19 protein-coding genes are annotated in these 15564 nt (G+C 70.1%); 8 read left to right on the top strand and 11 right to left on the bottom strand.

The features are described from left to right. Positions 1-2: 2 nt before the first annotated feature. The 6 genes from H284_RS0108010 (at position 3) to H284_RS0107985 (ending at position 4491) form a co-directional block, all read left to right on the top strand. Complete coding sequence (locus H284_RS0108010; RefSeq protein WP_020075828.1) at positions 3-1064, top strand: LacI family DNA-binding transcriptional regulator; 1062 nt, start codon at positions 3-5, stop codon at positions 1062-1064. Next, the gene (locus tag H284_RS0108005) at positions 1064-1807 is read left to right on the top strand and encodes an HAD-IIB family hydrolase (RefSeq protein WP_020075827.1); all 744 of its coding nucleotides are present in this window, start codon (positions 1064-1066) and stop codon (positions 1805-1807) included. The genes H284_RS0108010 and H284_RS0108005 overlap by 1 nt, the downstream gene beginning before the upstream one ends. A 142-nt stretch (positions 1808-1949) precedes the next feature. Beyond that, on the top strand, positions 1950-2387 hold the full coding sequence (locus tag H284_RS0108000) for an HTH domain-containing protein (RefSeq protein WP_020075826.1): 438 nt from the start codon (positions 1950-1952) through the stop codon (positions 2385-2387). 167 nt (positions 2388-2554) lie between these two features. Beyond that, entirely contained in the window at positions 2555-2986 is a 432-nt protein-coding gene (locus H284_RS0107995) for a VOC family protein (protein WP_020075825.1), read from the top strand. Between the two features lie 90 nt (positions 2987-3076). Next, a complete protein-coding gene (locus H284_RS0107990; protein WP_020075824.1) occupies positions 3077-3640 on the top strand; it encodes a TetR/AcrR family transcriptional regulator in 564 nt (187 codons plus the stop codon). An 86-nt stretch (positions 3641-3726) separates the two neighbouring features. Then, positions 3727-4491 (top strand): SDR family NAD(P)-dependent oxidoreductase, encoded by a 765-nt coding sequence (locus H284_RS0107985; protein ID WP_020075823.1) that lies wholly within the window; start codon positions 3727-3729, stop codon positions 4489-4491. Positions 4492-4510: 19 nt separating this feature from the next. Here the strand turns inward: H284_RS0107985 and H284_RS0107980 are convergent, their stop codons facing one another. From H284_RS0107980 to H284_RS0107960, 5 genes are all read right to left on the bottom strand, one after another. Beyond that, a complete protein-coding gene (locus H284_RS0107980) occupies positions 4511-4813 on the bottom strand; it encodes a YciI-like protein (RefSeq protein ID WP_020075822.1) in 303 nt (100 codons plus the stop codon). A 72-nt stretch (positions 4814-4885) separates the two neighbouring features. Beyond that, positions 4886-5281: a RidA family protein gene (locus H284_RS0107975; RefSeq protein WP_020075821.1), complete on the bottom strand. Its 396-nt coding sequence runs from the start codon at positions 5279-5281 to the stop codon at positions 4886-4888. 94 nt (positions 5282-5375) lie between these two features. Then, positions 5376-7265 (bottom strand): amidase family protein, encoded by a 1890-nt coding sequence (locus H284_RS0107970; protein WP_231371119.1) that lies wholly within the window; start codon positions 7263-7265, stop codon positions 5376-5378. Then, positions 7262-7999, bottom strand: coding sequence for a cohesin domain-containing protein (locus H284_RS0107965; RefSeq protein ID WP_231371118.1), 738 nt, complete (start codon positions 7997-7999; stop codon positions 7262-7264). Before H284_RS0107965 ends, H284_RS0107970 begins: the two co-directional genes overlap by 4 nt. Before the next feature lie 229 nt (positions 8000-8228). Continuing rightward, positions 8229-8669 carry a MerR family DNA-binding transcriptional regulator gene (locus H284_RS0107960; protein WP_231371117.1) on the bottom strand — a complete coding sequence of 147 codons (441 nt, stop codon included), beginning with the start codon at positions 8667-8669 and terminating at the stop codon, positions 8229-8231. Between H284_RS0107960 and H284_RS0107955 the strand changes: the two genes are divergently transcribed. Further along, on the top strand, positions 8668-9438 hold the full coding sequence (locus H284_RS0107955; RefSeq protein ID WP_020075817.1) for an SDR family NAD(P)-dependent oxidoreductase: 771 nt from the start codon (positions 8668-8670) through the stop codon (positions 9436-9438). The two genes, H284_RS0107960 and H284_RS0107955, sit on opposite strands and share 2 nt — an antisense overlap. Here H284_RS0107955 and H284_RS0107950 read toward each other — a convergent pair. Continuing rightward, positions 9435-9866 (bottom strand): MarR family winged helix-turn-helix transcriptional regulator, encoded by a 432-nt coding sequence (locus H284_RS0107950; protein WP_020075816.1) that lies wholly within the window; start codon positions 9864-9866, stop codon positions 9435-9437. The genes H284_RS0107955 and H284_RS0107950 overlap by 4 nt on opposite strands. A 50-nt stretch (positions 9867-9916) precedes the next feature. Between H284_RS0107950 and H284_RS0107945 the strand changes: the two genes are divergently transcribed. Further along, positions 9917-10696 carry an alpha/beta fold hydrolase gene (locus H284_RS0107945; protein ID WP_020075815.1) on the top strand — a complete coding sequence of 260 codons (780 nt, stop codon included), beginning with the start codon at positions 9917-9919 and terminating at the stop codon, positions 10694-10696. A gap of 57 nt (positions 10697-10753) precedes the next feature. Here the strand turns inward: H284_RS0107945 and H284_RS0107940 are convergent, their stop codons facing one another. The 5 genes from H284_RS0107940 to H284_RS0107920 form a co-directional block, all read right to left on the bottom strand. Then, entirely contained in the window at positions 10754-11167 is a 414-nt protein-coding gene (locus H284_RS0107940; RefSeq protein ID WP_020075814.1) for an ATP-binding protein, read from the bottom strand. Continuing rightward, positions 11160-11492: an STAS domain-containing protein gene (locus tag H284_RS0107935; protein ID WP_018189541.1), complete on the bottom strand. Its 333-nt coding sequence runs from the start codon at positions 11490-11492 to the stop codon at positions 11160-11162. The genes H284_RS0107940 and H284_RS0107935 overlap by 8 nt, the downstream gene beginning before the upstream one ends. Then, positions 11489-13441, bottom strand: a complete 1953-nt coding sequence (locus H284_RS0107930) for a glycosyltransferase family 2 protein (protein WP_029042861.1) — start codon at positions 13439-13441, stop codon at positions 11489-11491. The genes H284_RS0107935 and H284_RS0107930 overlap by 4 nt, the downstream gene beginning before the upstream one ends. Then, positions 13438-14613, bottom strand: a complete 1176-nt coding sequence (locus tag H284_RS0107925; RefSeq protein WP_020075812.1) for a PP2C family protein-serine/threonine phosphatase — start codon at positions 14611-14613, stop codon at positions 13438-13440. Before H284_RS0107925 ends, H284_RS0107930 begins: the two co-directional genes overlap by 4 nt. 86 nt (positions 14614-14699) lie before the next feature. Further along, a complete protein-coding gene (locus H284_RS0107920) occupies positions 14700-15476 on the bottom strand; it encodes an SDR family NAD(P)-dependent oxidoreductase (RefSeq protein WP_020075811.1) in 777 nt (258 codons plus the stop codon). Positions 15477-15564: the final 88 nt, after the last annotated feature.

Raw genomic sequence — 15564 nt, 5'->3', positions numbered from 1 at the left:
AGGTGGGAGCCGGTTCGGGTCCGGATCCCGCCTTCGGCGCCGCCCAGCAGCCGGGGGAGCGGCGCATCACCATCGCGGACGTCGCCGCGCGAGCTGGTGTCTCCAAGAGCGCCGTCTCGTTCGTCTTCAACGGTCGTCGCGGCCTCAGCCAGGTGACGACCGACCGCATCGTGCGGGCGGCGCGGGAGCTCGGCTGGCGGCCGAACTCCCGCGCCCGGGCGCTCTCGGCGCGCCGGCCGCGGAGTGCGGGCGTGGTGATCCGCAGAGGCGATGCGGGCGTGGACTCCGATCTGGCCGGGTTCCTCCACGGGCTCGGGGATGCGCTCGCCGCGACGGGCGCCGTCCTCGTCGTCCGCGTCGTCACGACGGGCGTGGAAGAGCAGGAGGTCTACTCCGGGTTCGTCCGCGAGTCCCAGGTCGACGTCGTCCTTCTCCTCGGCATGCGGATCGGCGACGAGCGTCCGGACGTTCTGACGGCTCTCGGTCTGCCGTTCGTGGTGGCCGACGACGCGGGGGCGTCCGGCGCCGACGCGGAGGGGATGCGGCTGGCGATCCGTCACCTGCACGCGCTCGGCCACCGGCGGGTCGCGCTGGTCGCCGACGGATCGCTCGTCCCGTCGGCCCGGCGGATCGCCGTGTTCGTCGACGAGTCCCGCCTCCTCGGCCTCGACGTCCGCGTGTTCCGTGCCGACTCGTCTCCACCGTCCGTTGCGGCCGCGACAGTGCGTCTCCTCGATGGAACCGTCCCGCCGACCGCGATCCTCTATGAGTGCGACGTCCTCGCGGCCACCGGGATGCAGGTCGCCCAGCGTCGGGGCATGGCCGTCCCGGAGGAACTGTCGGTCATCGGTCTCGACGACGGCCTGATCGCCCGCGTGACCACGCCCTCCCTCTCCGCCGTGCACAGCGACGCCGACGCCTGGGGCCGGGCATGCGGACGCCTCCTGGCCGACCGCGTCGGCGGTGGAGAACCCCACGAACTCGCGCTTGCTCCCTCGGAACTCGTCGCGCGGGGCAGTACCGGCCCGCCACCCCATCCACTCGACCACGAAAGGTCCCGCTGATGCCCCGTCTCGTCGCCTTCGATCTCGACGACACCCTCGCTCCGTCGAAGTCGCCCATCCACCCGCGGATGGCCGCGCTGCTCGGACTCCTCCTCGAGGTGAAGGAGGTGTGCGTGATCTCCGGAGGCCGGTTCGAGCAGTTCCGGGACCAGCTGCTGACCCGTCTGCCCGCGTCTGCGCCGCTGGAACGCCTCCACCTCATGCCGACCTGCGGGACGCGCTACCTGAACTGGGACGGAGCCCGCTGGCGCCTGAGGTACGCCGAGAACCTGAGCGACGCCGAGCGGGAGGAGGCGCTCGCCGTCGTCGAGGAGGAGGCGTCCCGCCTGGGATTGTGGGAGGCGGGCACGTGGGGGCCGGTCATGGAGGACCGCGGCTCGCAGATCACGTTCTCCGCGCTGGGCCAGTTCGCCCCGGTCGCCGAGAAGTCCGCCTGGGATCCGGCCGGAACGCGGCGCAGCAGTCTGCGCACGGCGGTGCAGTCCCGGCTTCCCGGGCTGGAGGTGCGCGCGGGCGGTTCGACCAGCATCGACATCACGCGCCGTGGCGTGGACAAGGCCTACGGGATGAGGAGGCTCGCGGCGATCACGCACATCCCGTTCTCGGACATGCTCTTCGTCGGGGACCGTCTCGACCCGGACGGCAACGACTATCCGGTGCTCGCGCTCGGCATCCCGACGCGTGCCGTCAGGGACTGGACGGAGACCGCGTCGCTCATCGAGGAGGTGATCGCCGCGGCGTGATGTGGCGGGGCGCCTTCAGGCCGGCTCCACTGCAGACGTAGCCCAATCCCTGATTCGCTGTCGATGCAGGGTGGGCGCTCGGGTAGCGTCGGCCCTGCATACGGGGAACCACATTGCTCCAAAGATGACGAGGGTAACCGCCATGACAGTGCAGGGATTGAACGTCGGGGACGAGTTGGGACGGCTCATTGCGGAGGGAAGCATCTCTATGCCAGCCCTCACGGCAATCACCGGCATTGCACCCACACGCGTGAAAAAGCTCTTGGATCTGGAACCGGGTCTTTCTACAGCCGCGAGCGAATTCTCTGAAGATGAGATTCTGCGCGTCTCCAGGCTTGCCGGGCAGCTGACGTGGGGGGCAGAGATCGGCGATTATGAGCGCCTCCGTGCGATCGTCGAGACGCTGACGGCACAGTTCGAGCTGACTCACGAGAACATTGCACGCCTCGCCCGAATCGAGATGGAGGAGCTGGAAGCGTTTTTCGATGATCCCGATTCGGTGTCGTGGGAAGCCAAGTTCGCGATGGCCATGCGCGTGTACTACCTCTTTCACGCTGTGTTGAACGCCACAGCGAAGTAGTCGCCGAACCGCTGCCGCTGCGGCCCTCATTGCGCTCGGACGTCGGGGAACAGCCCTTCCGGGCCCTGCTTGCCGGGCAACGGGTCCATTCGTATTGCGGCCGATCAGGTCGCCGAGCAGTTTGCAACCACGCGGCGGCTGAGGCTCGCGATCGCTATCCTCGACGCATGACCGCCCGGATTGCGAACGTGACGTTCTTCGCCGAGAATCCCACCGAGCTGGCGCGCTTCTGGAGCGCCGTGATGGGCTACCCGGAACCCACCGGCTGGGACCCGGAGGATGTGGCAGAGCTCAAGGCCTCCGGGATGACCGACGAGGAGATCGCGGATCGCGCCGAAGCGTGGGATCAGAACCCGGCGCATCAACGGTTCTACTTCAGCCGGTACCGGCACGAGCGACGGCAGCACAACCGCGTGCACCTCGACATCACGCCGTTCGACGACCGCCGCGCCTCGCGTGAGGAGCTCGAAGCGGAGCGCGACCGCCTGATCGCGCTGGGCGCCACCGAGGAGAAGACCCTCCTGGGGTACTGGGGCCCCTACGAGGAGTTCGTGATCATGATGCGCGACCCGGAGGGCAACGAGTTCTGCCTGCAGTAGCTCCGCGTCGGTCGCTTAGGATCTAAGCGGAGCTAGATCCGCTTACTGCGGAGGATGAGACGACATCGTCCATCCAGCAAGGAGGACACCGTGGCTCGACCCCTGAGGGCCGATGCGCAGGCCAATCACGAACGACTGCTGGAGGTCGCCGCGGCGGCCTTCACGCGGGAGGGTACGGACGCCTCGCTGAAGGCGATCGCCGCGGAAGCCGGGGTGGGGATCGGCACGCTGTACCGTCGCTTCCCCACGCGCGAGGACCTGATCGAGGCCGTGTACCGGAGTGAGAACGCCCGGCTGGCCGCAGCGGCCGAAGAACTGCTGGAACAGCAGGCGCCGATCGATGCGCTGCGGGCGTGGATGGAACGCTTCGTCGACTACATGCTCACGAAGCAGGGGATGTCGGACGCCCTCCCGATGATCCTTGCCGCTCGCGACGGGCTGAGGGCGCAGAGCCGGGAGGCCCTCGAGGGTGCGGTGAGCGCGCTCGTCGACGCCGGCCGGCGAGACGGGGTGCTCCGTCCTGACATCGTTCCCCACGATGTGCTGATGGCGCTCGGCGGCATCACCCTCATCGCCGAGCACGAGCGTCAGCGTGAACTCGCCTCGCGCCTCGTCTCCCTCCTGATCGACGGGCTGGTGGCGCAGCGACCCTGACTCGTTTTGCTCCGTATACGGAGTCGGCTCCGTTTGTGCTACATTAACCGGAGTCGGCTCCGCATGCCGTCAGTCAGGAGAGGGAGATGTCGAACGCACTCACAGGGACAGTCGCGCTGGTCACCGGCGCAAGCAGCGGCATAGGCGCCGCTACGGCTCGCAAGCTCGCCGCCGAGGGCGCCGCGGTCGTGCTCGTCGCGCGCCGGGGCGAGCGCCTGGATCAGGTGGTCGAGCAGATCGAGTCGAACGGTGGTGTGGCGAGAGCGGTCGTCGCGGACATCACCACTCGCGCGGGAGCAGACAGCGCCGTGGAGCAGGCCGTCGCAGCGTTCGGGCGGCTGGATGTGCTCGTCAACAACGCCGGCGCGATGCTCGTCGGGCCTTTCGCGGATGCGCCGGAAGGCGAGTGGGAGCGGATGGTCGACGTCAACATCCTCGGGCTCCTGTACATGTCGCGAGCGGCATTGCCCCATCTGGTGAAGGCGGCCTCCGACGCACCGCGGCGAACCGCGGATCTCGTGAACATCAGCTCCTCGGCCGGACGCGTCGCCCGTCCGGGGACGGCGGTCTACAACCTCACCAAGTTCGGCGTCAACGGTTTCACCGAAGCCCTTCGGCAGGAGATGCAGGCACAGCGGGTCCGCGTCAGTGTCGTCGAGCCCGGGAACGTCGACACCGAACTCGCATCACATACGCGAGAGGAACTCCGGGCCGGTGTCGAGGCGCAGACCGGCGCCATCGAACGGCTGAAGCCGGAGGACATCGCGGACGCCGTGGCCTACATCGTGACGAGCGACCGGCGCGTGGCCGTCAACGAGGTCTTCGTCCGCGCGGCCGATCAGAGCTGGTGAGCTGAGAGCGGAGCTGCGCCTACGGGCGCACCGGCGTGGCTGCGTCGTTTCCGACGACGGTGCGCCAGGGGCGGGCGGTCCAGGATCTGACGACGCCCTCCGTGACGTACGGATCGACGGCGGCGAAAGAACGCGCGGTCTCGAGCGCGTCCTCGCCGGTGAAGATCAGGAGGCCGGTGAACGGTCCGTCCCCGGCAGCGCCTCCGAGCACGAGCTCCCCGCGCTCGACGGCAGCCCACGCTGCCGTGAGATGGGCCGAGCGGTGCGCCTCCCGAGCGGTCAGATAGTCGTCGCCGTAGGTGTACTCGAGCACGGCATGCATGCGTCTATTCCTCTCTGCTCACGGTCGGCTGCTGCGATCGAGCCTATCGAGGTGGCGTCGCAGAGAAACGAATCAGGAGCCGCTCCGGCGGTCGCCGACGTACGCGGTCATGCGGATGGAGATCAGCACGTCGGGGATCACGGCGCCGAGTTTCGCCGCATACCGAGCGGGCGGCTCACTCGGGAACCACGATCGGTACTCCTCGTTCATGCCGGCGAAGTCGGCCGGGTCGCTGAGGAGGATCCCGACTTCGACGACGTCGTCCAAGGTGGCGTCCGCCGCCGCGAGAACTGCGCGACAGTTCGCGAGTGCCTGCCGCGTCTGCTCCTGGATCGTGGGGCCGGCGGGTCTCCCCGTCTTCACGTCGACCCCCACCAGGCCCGAGATATGGATGAAGTCCCCCGCCTTCACGCCTTGGCTGTAGAACGGGGAGCTCGGTGCATCCGGGGTGATGATCACTTCGCGCATGTGCTCACTATGACCTGTGGCGTCCGCGGTGGCCAGGGGCAGACGAGCGCCCCGGCGGGATGGCCGGGACGCTCGTCTCGAACGGGCGGTCGCCCTATTTCAGCGGGCCGTAGAGCGGCGCGGTCGCCCGCGCGTGCGTCGCCTGCTCGAACGCGTAGGCCAGGCCGATGATGCCGCTCTCGTCGTAGTCGCGCCCGAGGAACTCGAGGTTGACGTTGGCGCCGACGACGGGGTTCGTTCCGTCGGCGGCGACGGCCTGCCCCATCGGCACCGTGATGGCGGGCATCCCAGTGTTGGGGCTCAGACGCATGTTCGTGCTGATGGTGCTGTACGGGGATCCGCTCGGATACACCAGCGAGTCCAGCGCGTTGTCGTTCATCAGCTGCGTCACGGTCGCGTTGCCGGTGGCGATCGCCGCCGTGTGCGTTCCGCTCGGGCCCGCCCACGCCTGGTACTGCGCGTCGGTCACGTTGTTGCGCGAGGTGTAGATGCTGTTGCGGGAGGTGACGTTGCGCCCACTGGCCAGGATGTCGTCGATCGACCGCGCGGTGACGTTCGGGGCCAGGTGGTTCTGAATGTAGATGTTCAGGTCGTGCTTGAACTCATTGGTGCTGCCGCTTCCCTCGTTCAGCGTCGCCGTGAAGGCGGCGGGAACGGTGGTGATCTCGACGACCGTCGCCCCCTTCGCTTCCAGCTTCGCCTTCGCGTCCGCCCACAGTCGGAGGACCGTCGCATTGCTGCCGAGCATGGAGGTGACGATGCCGATCCGCTTGCCCTTCAGCGCCGTCGGGTCGAGTGCTGCGGTGTACGAGTCGGGGACGTGGCCCTGCTGCTCCGCTGTGATCGGGTCGGCTGCATCCACTCCGGTGACGGCGTCGAGCGCGACCGCCGCGTCGGTGACGCTGCGGGCGATCGGGCCGCCGGTGTCCTGGGTGAGGGCGAGCGGGATGATGCCGTCGCGGCTGGTGAGGCCGACGGTGGGGCGGATGCCGACCAGCGAGTTGTAGGTCGACGGCACACGGATCGAGCCTCCCGTGTCGGTGCCGAAGCCGATGCCCGCCAGGTTCGCCGCGATGGCCGCGCCCGTCCCGCCGCTGGAGCCTCCGGCGGTCTTGGTGGTGTTCAGGGGGCTGGCGACGAGCAGCGTCTTGCCCGGGTCCTGGAACGAGGAGAACTCGGAGACGAACCCGTACGCGAACTCGTCCAGGCTGGCCTTCGCGAGGATGACGGCTCCCGCCGCGCGGAGGTTCTTCACCATGGTCGCGTCGTCGCTCGTCTGGTTGGCGTCCCAGCAGCCGCATCCACCGGTCGTGGGCATGTCGGCGGTGTCGTAGTTGTCCTTGACGGCGATCGGGACGCCCAGCAGCATGCTCGTCATCCCCTTCTGCGCGCGGGTGGCGTCGGCTTGCGCCGCGATCGTCAGCGCCTGGGCGTTCGTCGAGATGATCGAGTTGAGCGCGCGGCCGCCGGCCCCCGGGTCGACCACGGTCCGGTCGAGTGCGGCGATCCGGTCGAGGTACTCCTGCGTGATCTTCACGGACGTGGTGACGCCGGCGTTCATGGCGGCCTGCATGTCCAGAGCGGAGGCCTCGACCAGCTCGAACGGTCCGTCGTCGTAGATCATCCGCTGCGACAGGGCGACGACGTCCTTGACGGTGATGACGCCGTCCGTGTCGGAGTCGGCAGCCGCAACGGTGGACCAGCCCGCCGACGCAGGGGTGGCGCCCAGGTGGTCGGTCAGCACGTCGAGGTCGGCCTTCGTGACCTGCTTGTCCCCGGTCAGGTCGAGAGCCGTGTAGTACGGCGCGAGGAACGGCTCGGCGGCGCTCGCCGCGGGGGCGGCTGCGGCGGGAGCGACGACGGCGCCGGTGGCGACGAGAGCGGCAAGCGCTGCGACCGCGCCGACGGTGGTCGTGGCGCGGCGGGCAGTTGTTCGGGTGTGCATGGCGGTGGCGCTCCTCTGGGCGGGTCGGCGGGCGGTCATCGGGCTTCTCCTGCACGGCGGCGGCGGACTGCGATCAGGACGACGGCCGCGCCGAGCACGACCAGCACGGCGCCGGCGATCAGGTACGGAGCGACATCGGAGCCGGTCGAGGCCAGGTCATCATCGGAGGTGGATGCGGACGAGCTCGTCGCCGCGCCCGAGCCGGAGCCCGAGCCAGGCGAGGACCCGGTGGACGGACCGCTGCCGGTGGGCGGGCCGGGGACCGAGGCGGGCGAGACCACGACGGCCGGGCTCACTGCGGCGTTCGACAGCGGCGTCACGGCCGATGCGGGATCCACCAGCGAGAGCGAGCGGAGCGTGAACGCCGTCGAGCCCGCGGCCTTCGCGGTGAACGTCAGGGTGTACGCGATGGTGCCGGAGAGCGCGGGGGAGGTGCCGAGCCGCGTGTAGACGACGTCCACGGTGCCGGAGGAGGTGGCGACGGCGTCGTATCCTCCGGCGGGCACGACCGCGCTGCCGTCGACATACGCCACGACGGCAGGGTCGAATGCGAGTACCGCTTCGTAGCCGAAGACGTCGGTCGCGCCGGTCAGGGTCACGGTCACGGTGAACGAGTCGCCGGCGGTGACGGCGGACGGCGCGGAGACCGTGGTGCCGGTCACCGCGGGCGCCGCGACAGCGGGCGCCGCTGCGCCGACCGCGAGGCCGAGGCCGGCGAGCGCGGCCGCCGCGGCGGCGAGGAGGCGCACGAGTCGCCTGGGGGTGTGATGCATCGGGTAGTGCCTTCCTGAGCGGGCGAGGGGGCTCGCGGGCGGGTGGGGTCGCCGATGCGACCGCCGTCAGCGGCAGGAAGGGGAGACTCGCGGCGTCGAGGAGCACGACCGGCGAACGGTCCAGTACCGGCCCCGGGGGTGAGCCGGCGGCTGAGAGAGCGGCGCCATCGACAGGGTCGACGCTAGAGGGCCGCTGTTTCGCGGAGCGGGCGAACGTGTTTCTGAACGATTACACAGACTCGGACTCGTGCACGGCGTTGGTCCCGGACGGGAGCAACCGGCCGGCGAGATAGTCGTCGAGCGTCTTCCGGCGCTCGCGGAGGCGACGCTCCTGCCGGAGGAGGTCGTCGCGGACCGCCATCACGCGGGCGAGGAGATCCTCCGGCGGGGAGGACGTGCCGCCCTCCGCGACGCACGGGATGATGTCGCGAAGCAGCCGAGACGGGAGGCCGACGGCGAAGAGGTCCTGGACGAACAGCACGACGTCCACGGTCTGCGGGCCGTAGTCCCGGTAGCCGTTCGGGAGGCGGCGACTGTGGATGAGGCCCTGCTGCTCGTAGTAGCGGAGGGCTCGCGTGCTGACACCGGTCTGCGTGCTCAACTCGCCGATCCGCACGATCCACCTCCGCTTGACCTTGACATTGACGTCAATGTTTAGGTTAGCCCTCATGACATCACTGACGCAGCTGAAGGATCGCCATTCCCTGGTCACGGGCGGCTCGACCGGGATCGGCGCGGCCGTCGCCGCGGAGCTCGCACGCAACGGAACCCACCTGGTCCTCGTCGCCCGGGATGCGCGTCAGCTGGAGGTCACGGCCGCCGACCTGCAGACGCGGTTCGGCGTCGCCGTGCTCACGATCGCCGTCGACCTCGCCGAGCCGGGAGCGGTCGCCCACGTGCTCGAGGTCGTCGAAGACGCCGGCATCGAGATCGAGCTCCTGGTCAACAGCGCGGGGATGAGCTCGCGGGGGTTCGTGGCGGACTCGGATCCCACGGTCCTCCGCCGCCTCGTCGAGCTCAACGTCGGTGCGCTGACCGAACTCACCGCATCCGTCGTGGCCGGCATGGTGGAGCGCGGGCACGGCGCGATCGTGAACGTCGCCAGCACGGGCGCCTACGCTCCCGCGCCCATCCTGGCCGCATACGCCGCGTCCAAGGCCTACGTCCTCTCGTTCACCCAGGCGCTGTGGGCGGAGACGAGGGGTGCCGGGGTGCGGGTGGTCGCCGTCAGCCCGGGACCGACACGGACCCCGATGAACACCTCGCAGAGGAAGGGGATGCGGCAGCCCGCCCAGGTGGCGCGCACCGTCCTGCGGGCGCTGGAGGGCGCCGGCCCCGCGGTGGTGGATGGAGCCGCGAACGCCGTGACCGTTGCCGCCATCCGGCTGCTTCCTGCCCGCGTCATCACGGCCATCGCCCGACGGGCGATGGCCGCCTAGCCGAGCCCCGAGGCCTCCTGCTCGTCCGTGAGGAGCCGGAGCCCGGCGGCAAGCGCAGCACGTTGGCTCTCGTCGAGGGGTGCGAAGAGATCCTCGAGCACACCCGCGGCGACGCGGTGCCCCGCGCGCAGCGCATCCCTCCCGGCTTCCGTGAGCGAGTGCTCGATGCGTCTCCCGCGGCCGGCGGTGCGCGAGATGAGACCCCGTTCGACCAGGCGGTTCGCCAGAGTGCCGAACGCCTGATCGCTCTGGAAGGTCGTCACCGCGAGGTCGTGGCCGGACGCGCCGGGCATCCGTTCGATCGCCCGTAACGCGTCCCACTGCACCAGGCTCACGCCGACGTCGCGCAGAGCGGCGTCCATCGTCCGGTGGTTGCGGTACTGCGCGCGCTTGATCGCCAGGCCGAGCTGTTCCAGATCCGTGGTCACGGTGCTACTGTATCAACATTCGTAGATAAACATGTTTAGATAGGCGCATCATGAACCCCTCACTTCCCGAAGATCTGCCCACCCTCCAGGCCGGCGACCCGAGCGGCCGCACCGCGTTGGTGCTCCACGGTGGCGGCGGCCCGCAGACCGTCGCCCCGATCGTCGGCCATCTCGGCGCCACCATGCACGCCTCTGCGCCGACCCATCCGGGCTGGGAGGGAACCGCCCGCCCGGAGGACATCGCGTCGATCCGCGACCTCGCCTCTGCGTACCTGGCGCGTCTCCTCGATGACGGCGAGCACGGCGTCGTCCTGATCGGATCGTCGATCGGCGGGTGGATCGCCCTCGAGATGGCCGTTCAGGCCGCTGCCGACGAACGGTATGCCGGGGTGATCCGCGCGGTGATCGACATCGACGGCGTCGGCGCGGTCGTGGAGGGGGAGCCGGTCGCCGACTTCTTCGCCCTCGACGCCCGCGGGCTGGCCGAGGCCGCGTGGCACGACCCGGACCGCGGCTACCGCGACCCGGCCCAGCTCACGGACGAGCAGCGTGCCGTGCAGCTGTCCAACGGCCGGACCATGGCCGCCGTCGCCGGCGTGAGCATGAGCGACCCGACGCTCCTCGATCGGCTCGCGACGATCGACGTTCCGACCCTCGTCGTGTTCGGCGAGAGCGACGGCATCGTCACACCCGCCTACGGCCGTGCGGTCGCCGCCGCGATCCCCGGTGCGGAGTTCGCCGAAGTGCCCGCCGCCGGGCACCTCCCGCACCTCGAGGCGCCGGACGCGACCTGGGCCGTCATCGACCCGTTCCTCGCCCGCGCACGGTGAGACCAGCGATGGTGAGACCGGCGCGAGGGTGAGCCCGGCGCGACGGTCGAACGCGGCCTAGCCGAGAGCCAGCAGCCAGCGGTTGCCGGTCCCGTCGAGAGTGTCGTGCTCGAAGCGGTCCACGAGCATGGTGACCAGCGCAAGGCCACGACCCGATTCGGCGAGGTCCTCCGCCTCCGGCATGGCCGGATCGGCCACATCCACATCGGCGGGAGGGGCGTCATCCGTGATGATCGCCTCCAGGCCACCGGTCGTGGTCCGGATGACGAGCTCGACGCGGACCGGACGGTCGTCCTCGCTGTGCGTGACGACGTTCGTCACCACCTCGACGACGGCCAGCTCGAACGCCCCGCGGACCTGCGCGGGGAGGTCCGGCCGCTGCTCCGCGAGCCGCTCGAAGCTCTCGTGGACGCGACCGATCGTCTCCAGGTCGGCCGGCGCCCGGAACGCGTCCCGGAACGGCTCAGTCACGGTAGGCGTCGTCCGGCGACGGGTAGACGCGCAGGATGCGGTCGAGGTTGGTCAGCTGCAGCACGCTGGTGACCTGCTCGGTCGCAGCGGCGAGCCGCAGATCGCCACCGGCCGTGCGGGCGGTCTTCAGGCCGCTGATGAGAGCGCCCAGGCCGGAGGAGTCGATGAACTCGACGGCACTGAGATCGACGGCGACGCGCGCGCTGCCCTCGTCCACGACGCTCTGAACGGCGCGCCGGAGGTCCGGAGCGCTGACGAGGTTGATCCGCCCCTCCACCGCGAGGACGGCGACGCCGTCGTCGCGGAGTGTCGTCGTGATGTTCATCGTGGGGGGTTCTCCTTCCTCGCCGCGTGAGCGGCGGGGCCTCGGTACAGGGCGGCGCGGGGGATGATGCTGAGCACGACCAGGTCGTAGACGACCCACACCGTGTTGACCAGTGTCCCGACGCCGTCGGCCGTCCCCGCGATGACGCGCAGGATTCCGACGATCGCGGCGATGACGAGCAGTGCCATCGCGGTCAGTTGCGGCCAGATCTCGCGCCATGGGACGGGCGCACGGCCGTTGCGCTCCTTCGGTGTCACGACGAAGCCGAGGGGACGCTTGAACCAGACGTTGGCCGCGGAGGTCCAGCACGCCTTGATCCACAGCGGGAACAGGGCGAGCGCGTACTGCTGGCCGCGCCACGTGCGGATGCCGTGCGCGCCGATCAGGAACATCAGCTGGCTCAGCACGAAGTACGGGATGAAGCGGGCGAAGAAGTCGACGCTCCAGGCGGTCACCGGCATGACGCCCGCCAGCAGGTAGATCGCGGGGGCCGCCAGGTAGACGATCGCGGCGAAGCCGGCCAGGTAGCTCCACATCGTCGCGAAGTACATGAGCCGCTGCCCGGCGTCGAGTCCGCGCTTGAGGAGCGGATTGTCCTTGAGCATGACCTGGAGCGTTCCCTGCGCCCAGCGCAGGCGCTGCTTCAGCATCGTCCCGAGGTCTTCCGGGGCGAGCCCGGTCGCGAGCAGCTCGTGGTGGTAGACGCTCCGCCAACCGTTGGCGTGCAGCTGCATCGCCGTCGCCATGTCCTCGGTGACGGAGATCGTCGCCATCGGCATGACCGGCTGCGCCTGGTCCGGGCGGTCGACGGCGAGGGCCTCGGTGATGCTCTGCACCGACTCGATGGCCCCGAGGGGCGACCAGTCGCGCTCCGCCAGGCGGTCGAGGGCGACCTCGTCGACGACGAACGCCGGCAGCTCGGAGTCGGCCTGGACGGGCAGCTGCGCGATCGCCGCGAGGTCCGCCTCGACCGAGGTCAGGTGGCCGCGCACGGCGGCGCGCGAGACCGCATCCACCTGCTCCCGGAGCCGGAAGGTCACCTCGCCGACACTCAGTCCGGCGCGCAGGCTCTCGCTCGCCTCGTGCACGTGTCCGCGCAGCTCGCCGACGAGGGCGGCTGCTTCCGGGTCGAGGTGGGAGGCGCGCTCGGTCTTGGTGAGCATCCGCTCGGCGGCGCGCAGGGACGTGCGCACCGTCCGCTCGACGTCCCGGACGTAGCCGGAGATGCCGAGCTGCATCAGGGCGTCGCGGCGCAGCACGGCGTTGGACCCGCAGAAGAAGGCCGCGTTCCAGCCGTCCTTGCCCTGCTGGATGGGTCCGTAGAACAGAGGCGCCTGGTTGCCGAGCAGGTCGGCGTCGTCGACGTTCGAGAAGTACTGGGGTGTCTGCACCAGCGCGACCTTCGGGTCGGCGAAGTAGCCGAGCGTCCGCTCGAGGATCTCCGGCTCGGGGATCTGGTCGGCGTCGAGGATGAGGAGGAACTCGCCGTCCGTCTGCAGCAGGGCGTTGTTGAGGTTGCCGGCCTTGGCGTGCCGGGGCTTGTCGGTCCAGTCCTCGGTGCGCGTGATGTAGCCGACGCCCTCCCGGGAGGCGGCGGCGCGCATCTCGGGCCGGTCGCCGTCGTCGAGCACCCAGGTGGTGTGCGGGTACGGGATGCGCCGGGCCGCGGCCGCCGTGGTCATGACCAGGTCGACCGGCTCGTCGTAGGTCGTGATGAACACGTCGACGGTGCCGGTGGCCGGGGCGTCCGGACCGTTGCGGATGCGGATGCGCCACATCGTGAGCGCGAAGAAGAAGGTGTCGACGAGGCTGTACGTCTCGGCGATGACGAGCGGGACGGCGATCCACCACGCCTCCCAGTTGACCGACGCGAGCCACCGCCAGACCACGTAGTTCACGCCCGCGAGGACGGCGAGCAGCGCGACGACGCGCAGCAGCACGGGCCTCACCGATCGCTCCGTCGCACGACCACGGCCGTCATGTCGTCGATCGGGATGCCTTGTCGGGCAGCGCTGAGGATGCGGGACACCGCACCCGCCGCTGTCGCCGATCCGCGCACGATGGCCTCCAACCGGGTCAGGGCGTGGTCGCCGCCGAGTGCATCCAGGATGCCGTCGCTGACGCACAGGAGGGCGTCGCGCGGGCCGAGCTGGATGCGTCCGGGCGTCCGCGGCTCGAACACCGGAAGACCGAGCGGCAGGGATCCGGCGGGAAGCCGCTCGAACCGCCCGGTGTGCCGCACGATGATCGCCAGCCCGTGACCGGCGTCGAGGTAGTCGATGGTTCCGTCCGGATGCACGCGGGCGTGGAACAGGGTGACGAACGTCGCCAACTGGTCGAGGTCCTCCTCGACGACGCGCGAGGCCGCCTCGACGGACGCCTGAAGGTCGGCGAGGTCCATCGCGCTGCGGAGCGCAGTACGCACGGAGGCGGCGACGATCGCGGCGGCCATTCCCTTGCCCATGACGTCGGCGACCGAGACGCAGAAGTCGTCGTCGACGTCGTACCAGTCGTAGAAGTCGCCGGAGACGCCGCGAGACGGCTCGCACGCCGCAGCGACGTCGAAGCCGGGAGCGCGCGGCTGGCGCCGGGGGAGGAGCCCCTTCTGGGCGATGGCCGCACGGTCCAGTTCGTCGTCGCGGTCGAGCTCGGCCTGCACCCAGTCCGCCAGGTCGCGCAGCACACGCTCCTGCTCCGGGCTGAGCTCGCGGGGGACCGTGTCCAGCACGCACAGGGTGCCGACGGCGTCGCCGCCCGGGGCGTGGAGCGGTTCGCCCGCGTAGAAGCGGAGGTGGGGGTCGCCGAGGACGAACGGGTTGTCGCTGAACCGCTCGTCCACGGAGGCATCGCTCACGATGAGGGCGGCATCCTGCCGCACGGTGACATCGCAGAACGCGCCCTCGCGCGGTGCCTCGGTTGTGAGGCCCAGCTGCGACTTACGCCACTGGCGGTTCTGGTCGATGAGCGTGATGCTCACCATGGGCACGTCGAAGAGCTGCTGGGCCAACCGCGTGATGCGATCGAACCGTGCCTCCGGCCCCGAATCGAGGATGCCGAGGCCTGCGAGCGCCCGCTGTCGCCGGAACTCCGCCTGCTGTACCGAGTCCGCGTCGACGACCATGCCCCCATCGTACCGAGCGGTCTACCCCGCGCCAGGCCTGCGGCCGAAGTCGATCGATGTCCGACTTCGGCCGCGGGCCGATCGGCTCAGGCCGTCCAGCCGCCGTCGATCGTCACCGCGGAGCCGGTCATGTAACCCGCGGCGTCGGAGGCGATCCACGACACCAGCTCGCCGACGTCGGAGCTGTGGCCGAAGCGGCCGAACGCCGTGAACCCGGCGAGGTAGTCGCCGGCCTCGCCCGAGGCCGGGTTGCCGTCGGTGTCGATCGGGCCCGGCTGGACCACATTGGCGGTGATGCCGCGCGCGGCGAGGTCGCGCGCGAGCCCCTTGGTGAAGCCGACCATCGCGGCCTTCGTGAGCCCGTAGACCGCACCGCCGGTGAAAGGGATCCGCTCGGCGTTGTCGCTGCCGATCGTGATGATGCGCCCGCCGTCGGGGAGGCTCTCGAGCGCCGCCTGCGTCGTGTACACGGTGCCGCGCACGTTGAGGTCGATGGTGTGCTCGATGTGCTCGTCCGGCGTCTCGGTGAACGGCTCGAACCATCCGCCTCCCGCGTTGTTGACCAGGATGTCCAGGCCGCCCAGCGCCTGAACGGCGTCGCGGACGCCCTCCCGGGCCGCCGCGGCGTCTCCGTTGTTCGCACGGATGGCGACAGCCGTGCCCCCCGCAGCGGTGATCTCGTCGACAAGAGCCGTCGCGCGCTCGGGCGACGACCAGTAGGTGATCGCGACCTCGGCCCCGTGGGCGGCGAGCGAGCGGGCGATGCCGGCGCCGATGCCGCGGGAGCCCCCGGTGACGAGGGCTCGCTTGCCGGCGAGGGTGAGGGGCGTGGTCGGTGCTGCGGTGGTGGATGCGGTGCTCATGATGTCCTCCGGTTCTCTGTCCTGGATTCTGTTCCAGTTGGTACAGAAAACCATGGGCTTGCCCGAGTATTCCGTCTGAGCGATAATT

The sequence above is a fragment of the Cryocola sp. 340MFSha3.1 genome (genome assembly GCF_000383315.1).
Classification (GTDB): Bacteria; Actinomycetota; Actinomycetes; order Actinomycetales; family Microbacteriaceae; genus Leifsonia.
This window is presented reverse-complemented; position numbering and strand designations above follow the sequence as displayed.